At 65.6% G+C, this 10,647-nt stretch carries 9 protein-coding genes and 1 tRNA gene; 6 read left to right on the forward strand and 4 right to left on the reverse strand.

Going from position 1 to position 10,647, the window contains the following annotated elements:
- Positions 1 to 203: 203 nt before the first annotated feature.
- Positions 204 to 280, reverse strand: a tRNA-Pro gene (locus tag IE122_RS16165).
- A gap of 288 nt (positions 281 to 568) precedes the next feature.
- Between IE122_RS16165 and yajC the strand changes: the two genes are divergently transcribed.
- The 3 genes from yajC to secF all read left to right on the forward strand — a co-directional run bounded on the left by yajC (position 569) and on the right by secF (position 3,593).
- Positions 569 to 901, forward strand: coding sequence for a preprotein translocase subunit YajC (yajC, locus tag IE122_RS16170; RefSeq protein WP_189622289.1), 333 nt, complete (start codon positions 569 to 571; stop codon positions 899 to 901).
- 79 nt (positions 902 to 980) lie between these two features.
- The gene (gene secD / locus IE122_RS16175; RefSeq protein ID WP_189622290.1) at positions 981 to 2,594 is read left to right on the forward strand and encodes a protein translocase subunit SecD; all 1,614 of its coding nucleotides are present in this window, start codon (positions 981 to 983) and stop codon (positions 2,592 to 2,594) included.
- 12 nt (positions 2,595 to 2,606) lie between these two features.
- Positions 2,607 to 3,593 carry a protein translocase subunit SecF gene (gene secF / locus IE122_RS16180; RefSeq protein WP_189622291.1) on the forward strand — a complete coding sequence of 329 codons (987 nt, stop codon included), beginning with the start codon at positions 2,607 to 2,609 and terminating at the stop codon, positions 3,591 to 3,593.
- Between the two features lie 118 nt (positions 3,594 to 3,711).
- Here secF and IE122_RS16185 read toward each other — a convergent pair whose 3' ends face one another.
- The 3 genes from IE122_RS16185 to IE122_RS16195 all read right to left on the reverse strand — a co-directional run bounded on the left by IE122_RS16185 (position 3,712) and on the right by IE122_RS16195 (position 7,599).
- A complete protein-coding gene (locus IE122_RS16185; protein WP_189622292.1) occupies positions 3,712 to 4,926 on the reverse strand; it encodes a glycosyltransferase in 1,215 nt (404 codons plus the stop codon).
- A 24-nt stretch (positions 4,927 to 4,950) separates the two neighbouring features.
- On the reverse strand, positions 4,951 to 5,523 hold the full coding sequence (locus IE122_RS16190; protein WP_189622293.1) for a helix-turn-helix domain-containing protein: 573 nt from the start codon (positions 5,521 to 5,523) through the stop codon (positions 4,951 to 4,953).
- 279 nt (positions 5,524 to 5,802) lie between these two features.
- Positions 5,803 to 7,599 (reverse strand): ABC-F family ATP-binding cassette domain-containing protein, encoded by a 1,797-nt coding sequence (locus IE122_RS16195; RefSeq protein WP_189622294.1) that lies wholly within the window; start codon positions 7,597 to 7,599, stop codon positions 5,803 to 5,805.
- A gap of 323 nt (positions 7,600 to 7,922) precedes the next feature.
- Here IE122_RS16195 and IE122_RS16200 point away from each other — a divergent pair, with 323 nt between their 5' ends.
- The 3 genes from IE122_RS16200 (at position 7,923) to IE122_RS16210 (ending at position 10,448) form a co-directional block, all read left to right on the forward strand.
- Positions 7,923 to 8,255, forward strand: a complete 333-nt coding sequence (locus tag IE122_RS16200; protein ID WP_189622295.1) for a hypothetical protein — start codon at positions 7,923 to 7,925, stop codon at positions 8,253 to 8,255.
- A gap of 86 nt (positions 8,256 to 8,341) precedes the next feature.
- Positions 8,342 to 9,019, forward strand: a complete 678-nt coding sequence (locus IE122_RS16205) for a response regulator transcription factor (RefSeq protein WP_189622296.1) — start codon at positions 8,342 to 8,344, stop codon at positions 9,017 to 9,019.
- Between the two features lie 103 nt (positions 9,020 to 9,122).
- On the forward strand, positions 9,123 to 10,448 hold the full coding sequence (locus tag IE122_RS16210; RefSeq protein ID WP_229814297.1) for a sensor histidine kinase: 1,326 nt from the start codon (positions 9,123 to 9,125) through the stop codon (positions 10,446 to 10,448).
- Positions 10,449 to 10,647 lie beyond the last annotated feature (199 nt).

Raw genomic sequence — 10,647 nt, forward strand, 5'->3', positions numbered from 1 at the left:
ATCTGTCTCCCTCGGACCGTGTGTATCGCGTCGGTCGCATCTGTGCAGCGGCTTTCTCAATCCATACCGTGATATCGCATAAGTTCTCTATTTGTTCCAATGAAAACTGGGCCAGGAATCTTATGGCATGCTTTTGCGTGGCATACATATGGAAACGGGCAGCTATCGCTGCCCGCATAACCCATTGCAAATTTTGGAAATATTGGTCGGGACGAGAGGATTCGAACCTCCGACCCCCACACCCCCAGTGTGATGCGCTACCAGGCTGCGCTACGTCCCGACCGGAGCGCGGCCTATAGGCACCTCGTCGCGGGGATGCAAGCGTCGGGTGGCGCTATTTTCGGCAGGGGTAATGTTGACGAAGCGTTGCGCGGTGGCACGCATCGACCCCGCGCGCGTTGCCAGCATCCCGCTTTATTGCTAACCGCGCGCAAACCGCGTGGCTGCTGTTCGCAGGCGCGGGTCGAACAGGTGCGGTTGATCGATGGCAGCTTCATCGATAACCGGGCATCGGCCCGTCCGGCGATGCGTCCCCGCGCAACGGATCACGAAAAGGCATTTGAAGTTCATGGCATCCTCCACCCTTTCGATTCTTGCTTCCGCCTCCGCCGGCTCGCCGCCGGCCTGGGTGCAGTTCGCGCCGCTGCTGGCGATGGGCGTGATCTTCTTCTTCCTCATCCTGCGCCCGCAGATGAAGCAGCAGAAGGATCACAAGGCCAAGCTCGAAGCGCTCAAGAAGGGCGATGAGGTGCTGACCGGTGGCGGCCTGATCGGCAGGGTCATCAAGGTGGATGAAAACTACGCCGAGGTCGAACTGGCGCAGGGCGTGCGGGTCAAGGCGCTGAAGAGCACCATCTCCGACGTGATCCCGCCCGCCGGCTCGAAGCCCGCGAACGACTGAACCGCCGGATACCCCGCGCGGCAGGGCAGGGACGATGCGCCCGGTTGCCCCTGTGGCGGAATACAGAAAGCCTTAGGCGATGCTTGAATTCTCGCTCTGGAAGAAGATCTGGCTGTGGGGGCTGACGCTGGCGCTGTGCGTGTGCGCGCTGCCTTCGCTGTTCTCGGTATCCGGGCTGTCGTGGCCCGCGGCGCTGCCCGATCCCAAGATCAACCTCGGGCTCGATCTTGCCGGCGGCAGCCACATCCTGCTCGAAGCGGATGAGAAGCAGGTTGCCCAGCAGCGCATCGAGGCGATGGACGAAAGCGTCCGTGCCCGGCTCAAGCAGGCTACCCCGACGATCCAGATCGGCGACGTGTCGAGCGCCAACGGCCACCTGACCTTCATGCTCAAGGACCCCGGCCAGGTCGATGCCGCGCGCGAGGCGATCCTGCCGCTGACCAGCGGGGCCGGGCTGACGGGCCAGAGGGATTGGGATATCCAGGTCCAGAACGGCAGCCAGTTCGTGCTCACCCCCACCAAGGAAGGGGTGGATCAGGCTATCTCCGCGGCAATGGACACCGCGATCGAAGTGGTGCGCAAACGCATCGACGCGCTGGGGACGCGCGAACCCACCATCATCCGCCAGGGCCAGAACCGCATCGTCGTTCAGGTTCCGGGGCTTCAGGACCCGCAGGCGCTCAAGAGCCTGCTGGGCCAGACCGCCAAGCTTGAATTCAAGATGGTCGACGATGCGGCGTCCCCCGCCGATATCGTCGCCGGGATCGTCCCCCCGGGCGACGAGATCCTGCCTTATGCCGATGCGCCGGCGGCCGGCGGTGCGGCCGCTCCGAAGATCGCGGTGAAGCGGCTCGGCGGCATCAAGGGCGATCAGCTCACTGATGCCAAGCAGGGCTTCGAGCACAACAGCAACCAGCCGGTCGTCTCGATCACCTTCAACCAGGCCGGGGGCGAGAAGTTCGCGCAGTTGACCAGCGAGAACGTGGGCAAGCGCTTCGCCATCATCCTGGACGGCAAGGTGCTTTCGGCCCCCAGCATCAACGAGCCGATCCTGGGCGGCAGCGCCCAGATTTCCGGCAGCTTCTCGGTGCAAAGCGCCACCCAACTGGCGATCGCGCTGCGTTCGGGCGCGCTGCCGGTGGACCTCACGGTGATCGAGGAACGCACCGTCGGGCCCGACCTTGGTGCGGATTCGATCCGCAAGGGCCTGATCGCGATGACCATCGGCTCGCTGTTGGTGGTGGCGCTGATGGTGCTGACCTATGGCCGCTTCGGCATCTATGCGACGATCGCGCTGGTGTTCAACGTGCTGATGATCCTGGGGATCATGGCGCTGATGGGCACCACGCTGACGCTGCCGGGTATCGGCGGTTTCGTGCTGACGATCGGCGCGGCGGTGGACGCGAACGTGCTGATCTACGAGCGCATGAGAGAAGAACGCAAGAAAGGCCGGCGGGTCGTGTCGGCGGTGGAGAACGGCTACAAGGAAGCCAGCCGCGCCATCTATGACGCCAACGTCACCAACGCGATCGCCGGTGTACTGCTGTTCGCCTTCGGCTCAGGCCCGGTGCGCGGTTTTGCGGTGGTTCTCATCATCGGCCTGTTCACTTCGGTGTTCACCGGCGTCACCCTGACCCGCATGTGGGTCGCCGATTGGCTGCGCCGCGCGCGGCCGACCGAACTGAACGTGTAAGGGAGAGCCGATATGCGTCTTCTCAAGCTCATCCCGGACAATACCAACATCCATTTCCTGCGCTGGCGGGTGCCGTTCTACGCGGTCAGCCTCGTGCTGGTCGTCGCAAGCTGGACGCTGGTGATGGTCAAAGGCCTGAACTACGGCGTCGATTTCGCCGGCGGCCAGGAAATCACCGCCACCTTCGTCGGCGATGCCGAAGCGCCGGTAGCGGCGCTTCGCGAAGAGGTGGGCAAGCTGGGCTATGGCGAACCGGTGATCCAGCGTTTCGGCAAGCCGAACGAAGTGTCGATCCGCACCAAGCTCCCCCCGGAGGCGGAAAGCAATCCCGGCGCGGCGCAGGCGATCGCCAAGAAGATCACGTCCACTATCAAGGCCGCGCATCCCGAAGTGCGCATCGATGGCGTCGATACGGTTTCGGGCAAGGTTTCGAGCGAGTTCCGCGACAAGGCGATCTACGCGCTGCTGGCGGCGATGGTGGCGATCTCGATCTACATCTGGATCCGCTTCGAATGGCAGTTCGGCGTCGGTGCGCTGTTCTCGCTGTTCCACGACGTATCGCTGACGCTGGGCATGTTCGCGCTGTTCCAGATGGAGTTCAGCCTGCAGATCATTGCCGCGCTGCTGGCGCTGATCGGCTATTCGTTGAACGACACCATCGTCGTCTATGACCGCATTCGCGAGGATCTGAAAAAGTTCCGCAAGATGCCGCTGCCCGAACTGCTCGACATGTCGGTCAACGAAACGCTGGCGCGCACGGTGATGACATCGGCATCAATGCTGGTGGCGCTGATCCCGCTGCTGCTGTTCGGGCCGGAAAGCCTGTTCGGCATGGTCGCCGCGATCACGCTGGGCATCTTCGTCGGCACCTACTCGTCGATCTACATGGCCGCGCCGATCCTCATCTGGCTGGGCGTCAGCGGCGACAGTTTCGTCAAGACCGAGAGTGAGATCGACCGGCAGGAACGCCTGGCACGGGAGCGCTCGGCGCGGCCGTGAGCGGGGGGGGGGCACGGGTGGCCCACCCCGCTGCGGCCCAAGCAGCGCGCGCTCGACACGAACGGAACATTGGATGCTGATTAAACGCGCGGTTCTATAGCGGGTAAGGCCGCAGAATTTAATCGCAGCGGCGTGGGCTGTCGCCATCCACGCCTAGCACTTCGCCCCAGAATCGCACGATATTCTCGGCATTGACGCCCCAACTGAAGCGGGCGGCATTGGCGGCGACCTGTTCCTGGGTGGGCGGATCGGCGAGCAGTTCGGCCACACCTTCGGCAATCGCGGCGGCGTTGCGTTCGACCAGCCGGCCGGCGGTGGCGTCCTTCACCACTTCGCGCGCGCCGCCGATATCGGGGATAACGATCGGGGTGCCGCAGGCCAGCCCCTCCACCCACACGTTGGCCAGCCCCTCGCTGGCCGAGGGCAGCACCAGCACATCGGCGGCGCACAGCAGGTGGGGCAGCAGTTCGTGGTTGACGATGCCGAGGAAGTGGACGCGATCGGCGACGCCCAGCCGCGCTGCCAGCGCTTCCAGCCGCGCCCGGTCCTCTCCCGCCCCCGCCAGCGCCAGTTGCGCTTCGGGCAGGCGGTGCAACGCTTCGATCACCAGCGCCTGACCCTTGCGCGGGATCAGCGCGCCGGGCGTGACCAGCAGCGGGCCATCGGGATCGATGTTGAGATCGGGCAGGGCCGAGACCAGCGCCCGCGCCGCGCCGCGTTCGACCGGGCGGAAGGCCTCGCGATCGAGCCCGGTGTAATGGACCGAGATGCGATCCGGCGGCATGCCGAGCGCGATCATGTCCGCCTTCAGCGCCTCGCTCACCGCCAGCAGACCCGCCGCCTGATCCGCCGCCTGCAGCATCTGGCGCAGCGCCGCCGGGCGCTTGCCCCAGTAATGGATATCGGCCCCGCGAGACTTGATCGTCAGCGGCAGGCCGAGTTCCCGCGCGACGATGGCGGCGGCGGGGCCATCGGGGAAGAAGAACTGCGCATCGACCAGGTCGAACGGCTGCTCGGCGTGAAGGCCGCGCACCAGCGGCAGCACCGCATCGGCGATGCGCCCGGGATTGCTGTCACCGCCAACGCGGGGGATCACCGTGAATTGCGGATAGTGGACGAGGAGCCCGACGGCATCGCTGGCCGGGGGCAGGTCTTTGAGCCGAGCGTAGGGCTCGCGGCGCGAGAGCGGCCAGGGCGGGATGCCGAGCGGGCTGACCATGGTCAGGTCGACCTCGCCGCGCGCGGTGACGGCGCGCATCTGGTTGCCGACGAAGACGCCGAAGCTGGGTTTGACCGGGTTGGGGAACAGCGTGGATAGGGAAAGAACGCGCATGAGAGGTGCAATATCCCCGCCGGGTTAGAGGTTCCTTACGAGCAGGTCAGCGCTGGCGATCCAGGCCGGATGGTCGATCACCACCTGCGGCCTGCCGGTGGCGGGCGGCAGCAGGGCGACGCGCTGGCCATCCGCATCGATCAGCCGCCCGAACCCGAACCGCCCGCCCGGCCGGGGCACCAGCACATCGCGGTTCATCAACCGGCCCGCGTGCTCGGGAGAATGGCGGCGCAGCCAGATCTGGTCCCCGGCGCGATATTCGCCGCAAGGCCCGCTGACCGTGACGACCAGCCAGGCATCGCCCGCACCGATCTCGGTTGGCGGCACCGCATCGCGCGGATTTGCCAGCGCCTCCGCGCCGCCGTCATCAAGGGTGGCGACGATGCGGGCTGGCTGTGCGCCTTCGCTTTTGAGCAGCAACTCCGGCTCAACCCCCAGCGCGGCGGCGATGCGGTTCATCCATGCCAGCGACAGGTTGCGCATCCCGGTTTCAAGCCGGCCGATCGTCTGCGCCGTCGTCGCCGGTTCACAGCGCGCCGCGACATCGGCGAGAGTGAGCCCTTGCTGAACGCGGATATCGCGGATGCGGTTGATCATCGCGTGGATCCTTAACCGTTTTGGTTTTCAGACTTTCGTTCAGTTCGTTCGTTTTGGCAAGTCTACGCTGCTGTTTCCGTTCGTGTCGAGCGAAGTCGAGACGCGCGCGCGACCTGGCGTAGACGTCGGAAGATATCACGCGGAGACGCGGAGGCGCAGAGATGGTCGTTTGTGGTACCGCAGGCGTTCATGAAGCGGTACCGAAACTGCGGCTCCGCCGCGAGGGACGGTGGAGTGAAGGCTTTTCTCCGCGTCTCTGCGTGCCCAATTTTTCGAAGCCTACCCCTCGACCTGCTCCGCCAGTTCCAGCCACCGCTCTTCCGCAGCCTCCTTCTCGGCGCGCGCCTTGTCGATCGCGGCGCTGAGGGCGGCGAACTTCCTGGCATCGCGGGTGAACAGGTCGGGATCGGACAGCGCCGCCTCGTCGCGGGCGATGTCCGTTTCCAGGGCTTCGATCCGGGCCGGCAGCAGGTCGTAATCGCGCTGGTCCTTGTAGGACAGCTTGGTCGACTTTGGTTTGGCCGGAGCCGGCGCGGCGGCATCGCCTTTCGGCTTGTCGGCGCGGCCTTGGGTGGTGCGTTGCCGGCGCTTCGCCTCCCAGTCGGCGTAGCCGCCGGCGATCACGTCGATATGCCCCGAGCCGTCGAGCCCTAGCGTCACGTTGACGGTGCGATCGAGGAAATCGCGATCGTGGCTGACGATCAGGACCGTGCCGTCGTAATCGGCGATCACTTCCTGCAGCAGGTCGAGCGTTTCGAGATCGAGGTCGTTGGTCGGCTCGTCCAGCACCAGCAGGTTGGACAGGCGGGCGAATTCGCGCGCCAGCAACAGCCGCGAGCGCTCCCCGCCCGACAGCGTCCCCACCTTCACCTCGACCATGCCGGGATCGAACAGGAAGTCCTTCAGATAGCCCTGGACATGCTTGCGCACGCCGCGCACGTCGATCCAGTCACCCCCTTCGGCGATGACATCGCGGACGCGCTTGTCCGGGGCCATCAGGCTGCGCTGCTGGTCTATCACGGTTTTGTTGAGGGTGTTGGCCAGCACGATGCGCCCGGAATCGGGCTCCAGTTCACCGGTCAGCAGCTTGAGCAGGGTGGATTTGCCGGAGCCGTTGGCCCCGACCACACCGATGCGATCGCCGCGCTGGATGCGCAGGCTGAAGTCCTTGATGATCGTGCGCTGGGCATCGCCTTCGCCAAAGCGCTTGGTGACGTGTTCGGCGACGATGACCGATTTGGTCTTGCTGTCGTCCGACCCTACCGCCAGCTTGGCGGCCCCCTGCGGCCCCATCATCGCCGCGCGCTGGGCCCGCATTTCCCACAGCTTGGCCAGCCGCCCCTGATTGCGCTTGCGCCGGGCGGTGACGCCGCGTTCCAGCCAGTGCGCCTCGATCTTGAGCTTGGCGTCCAGCTTCTGCGCGGCGCGCTCCTCCTCGGCGTAGACCTCGTTTTCCCACGCCTCATAGCCGCCGAACCCGACTTCGCGGCGGCGCAGTGATCCGCGATCCAGCCACAGGGTGGCGTTTGTCAGCCGGGTCAGGAAGGTGCGATCGTGGCTGATGACCACGAAGGCACCGTTGTAGCGTTGCAGCCAGCTTTCGAGCCAGTCGATCGCCGCCAGATCGAGGTGGTTGGTCGGCTCGTCCAGCAGCAGCAGATCGGGTTCGGAGGCCAGCGCCCGGCACAGCGCGGCGCGGCGGCGCTCGCCGCCGCTGGCGCTGTTCGCATCGCGCGACAGATCGATGCCGAGCTGATCGGCGATCGCCTCCACCTCGTGGCGCGGCGGCGCATCCTCGCCGTGGATGGCGAAATCGAGAAGGGTATCGAACCCGGTGAAGAACGGGTCCTGCTCCAGCGTGACGACCCGCGTGCCGGGCTGGACCGAACGGATGCCGCGATCCGCCTCCACAGTGCCGGCGATGAGGCGCAGCAAGGTGGACTTGCCCGCGCCGTTGCGGCCGATCAGCGCCAGCCGGTCACGCGGCGCGATGGTCAGGTCAAGGTCCTGGAACAGCCAGCCGGAGCTCTGGATGAGCCCCAGGCTTTCCCAGCTTAGGATCGGTGCAAGTGCCATGGCTGCGCGCCCTACAGGGGGGGCGGGGATGCGGCAAGGGCGCGTGTCGTGACGGTCGATACCAACTCTCGCCCAGGTGCCTTATCCCGCTCCGCTTTATCGTTGCGAGCGACCGAAGGTCGCGCGGCAACCCAGGGGCGTTTTGTGCCGCCCTGGATGGCTTCACCCGCCTCGCGGGTTCGCAATGACGATCGGAAGGCGTGGGTTCAGGTCGTGCGGCTTGGTATTGGCCGACGCATTCCCCGGCATCGCGGCCCTGAATGCCGCCTTCGGCCTGCATTCACGGCTTGTTCAACGCGCCGGGCTTAGGCACCTAAGGCACGATGACGCAGCAAAACCGCCTTTCCGCCTTTCGTCCCGCCGCCTTGGCCGCAACGCTTGCCGTCCTGGCGGCGGCCACCACTGCCGTCCTGCCTGCTTTCGCCGAACCGGGCAACGAACAGGCGAGCGCGCGCAGCAACGTCAAGAGCGGTGGCGCCATGAAGATCGGCCAGATCGAGAGCGTCGTCCTGCCCAAGATGAAGGGCTACAACTATATCGGGTTCACCTATTTTCCGATCGAGAACATCTACCGGCTGCGCTTCCTCAACGGCATCCGCGCGGTGGACGTGGATGTGGATGCCCGCAACGGCCGCATCCTTTCGCGCTCCAACTGATGGGGGCTTCGCTTGACGGGTGCGGGCTTTGCCACCATGTCAGGCGCAATTGAAACGGCCCAATCCATAACGGGGAGAGACCGACCTTGCGCATTCTGATCGTCGAGGACGAACCGACACTCGGCAACCAGCTCAAGACGACGCTGGAGCAGAACGGCTATGCCGTCGATCTGTCAACCGATGGCGAAGACGGCCACTTCCTCGGCTCGACCGAGGAGTACGACGCGGTGATCCTCGACCTCGGCCTGCCCGAGATCGACGGCCTGACCGTGCTGGGCATGTGGCGGCGCGAAGGCCGGCATTTCCCGGTGCTGGTGCTGACCGCGCGCGATAGCTGGTCGGACAAGGTGGCCGGGCTCGATGCCGGAGCTGACGATTACCTCGCCAAGCCGTTCCAGACCGAGGAACTGATCGCCCGCCTGCGCGCGCTGATCCGCCGCGCTTCGGGCAATACCAGCAGCGAACTGACCGCCGGCGACGTGCGGCTCGATACCCGTTCGGGGCGGGTCACGCTGGCCGGCGAGCCGGTGAAGCTGACGGCGCAGGAATACAAGCTGCTGTCCTATCTCATGCACCACAAGGGCAAGGTCGTCAGCCGCACCGAACTGATCGAGCACATCTACGATCAGGATTTCGATCGCGATTCGAACACCATCGAAGTGTTCGTGACCCGCATCCGCAAGAAGCTGGGTGCCGATGTCATCACCACCATCCGCGGCCTTGGCTACAGCCTCGACGATCCCGCCGAAGCACCGCGCGGCTGACGTGACGGCGGGCGCACCGGCCGCCGAAGAGGCCGGAGGCGCGCCGGGCCACGCCGCATCCGGTCACGGGCGCGACGATCACACCGGCTCGCTCGGCCGGCGCATGATGCTGATCGCGGCGGGCTGGATTTCGGTGCTGCTGCTGGTCGGCGGTCTGGCGCTCGATCGCACGCTGACCTCGATGATCACCCGCAATTTCGATGAGCAACTGGGCTACATGCTGACCGGCATGATCGGCTCGGCCGAAATCGGGCCCGATGGCGAGGTGTTTTTCGTCAGGCCGCTGGGCGACCAGCGTTTCCTTGAGCCCAATTCGGGCCTTTACTGGCAGATCAGGGGCAAGGGGCACGAGGACTTCCCGTCACGCTCCTTGTGGGATCGCAGCCTCGATGCGCCGCTCGATCACTTCGACGCGAACCCGCATGTCTACGATAGCGACCAGTTCAGCGGTGAGCCGCTGCGCGTCATGGAACGCTCGATCATGCTGCCGGGCAGCGATACGAAATGGATGTTCACCGTTGCCGCCAGCCGCGAGGACCTGAACGACCAGATCCGCAAGATTCGCCTGATCCTGGTCTACAGCTTCGTCGCGCTCGGCTTCGGGCTGCTGCTGATGGCGGGATTGCAGACCTGGTACGGCCTGTTCCCGCTGCGCCATGTCCGCCGGGCGATCTTCCGCATGCGCCAGACCGGTGCGAGCCGGCTGACCGACCCGCTGCCGCGCGAAGTGGCCCCTCTGGTCGAGGAACTGAACGCGCTGCTGGCGCACACCGACCGGCAGGCGGAAGAGGCGCGCACGCACGCGGGCAACCTTGCCCATGCGCTCAAGACCCCGCTGACCGTGCTGATGAACGCCGCCACCGCCCGCGCGCCGGACCTGTCGGACGCGGTCATCCGCGAAACGGCGGTGATGCGCCGGCAGGTGGACCACCACCTGGCCCGCGCCCGGGCTGTGGGGCGGCGCGCCGCCGGCATGTCGCGCGCCAGCGTGTGGGTCAGTCTGGAAGCCGTGCTGCGCGCGGTGGAGCGGCTCTACGAGCATGCGCGCTTCGATCTGGACGGCAACCGCGACGTGCAAGTGGCGATGGAAAAGCAGGACCTTGAGGAGATCCTGGGCAACCTTATCGAGAACGCCGCAAAGTACGGCGGCGGCAGCGTGTTCGTCACTGTGGACGCGGGCTCGGACCCGGCCTTGTGCGAGGTTTGGGTAGAGGATGACGGCATGGGCATCCCCGAAGCCGAACGCATCCGCATCTTCGATCGCGGTGCCCGGCTCGATACCGGCAAGCCGGGCACAGGCCTGGGCCTCGCGATCGTACGCGACGTGGTCGAGCTTTACGGCGGGCACGTGGAACTGGCGGAGAGCGAGGATCTGGGCGGGCTGCTGGTCAAGCTGTTCATCCCGCGCGCGGCGGCGTTGCCAGTTTGAATTTTAGAGCATCGCGCGTTTAATTAGCACCACAAGTTCCGTTCGTATCGAGCGAAGTCGAGATACGGATAACACAGCGCCAGAGAGTCTCGACTTCGCTCGACACGAACGGAGAATGCTTCAGATTTCACGCGCTTGGCTCTAGGGGTTGTGGGGATTTAGGATTCCCATTTTGTCGGAGATGTGATTCACGCTCTGG

The sequence above is a fragment of the Novosphingobium colocasiae genome (assembly GCF_014652555.1).
In the GTDB taxonomy this organism is placed as follows: domain Bacteria; phylum Pseudomonadota; class Alphaproteobacteria; order Sphingomonadales; family Sphingomonadaceae; genus Novosphingobium; species Novosphingobium colocasiae.

What these genes read in the sequence shown, in the direction of transcription:
- yajC (WP_189622289.1), top strand. Translation starts at nt 569, where the DNA reads ATGGCATCCTCCACCCTTTCGATTCTTGCTTCCGCCTCCGCCGGCTCG.
- secD (WP_189622290.1), top strand. Translation starts at nt 981, where the DNA reads ATGCTTGAATTCTCGCTCTGGAAGAAGATCTGGCTGTGGGGGCTGACG.
- secF (WP_189622291.1), top strand. Translation starts at nt 2,607, where the DNA reads ATGCGTCTTCTCAAGCTCATCCCGGACAATACCAACATCCATTTCCTG.
- IE122_RS16185 (WP_189622292.1), bottom strand. Translation starts at nt 4,926, where the DNA reads ATGCGCGTTCTTTCCCTATCCACGCTGTTCCCCAACCCGGTCAAACCC.
- IE122_RS16190 (WP_189622293.1), bottom strand. Translation starts at nt 5,523, where the DNA reads ATGATCAACCGCATCCGCGATATCCGCGTTCAGCAAGGGCTCACTCTC.
- IE122_RS16195 (WP_189622294.1), bottom strand. Translation starts at nt 7,599, where the DNA reads ATGGCACTTGCACCGATCCTAAGCTGGGAAAGCCTGGGGCTCATCCAG.
- IE122_RS16200 (WP_189622295.1), top strand. Translation starts at nt 7,923, where the DNA reads ATGACGCAGCAAAACCGCCTTTCCGCCTTTCGTCCCGCCGCCTTGGCC.
- IE122_RS16210 (WP_229814297.1), top strand. Translation starts at nt 9,123, where the DNA reads ATGATGCTGATCGCGGCGGGCTGGATTTCGGTGCTGCTGCTGGTCGGC.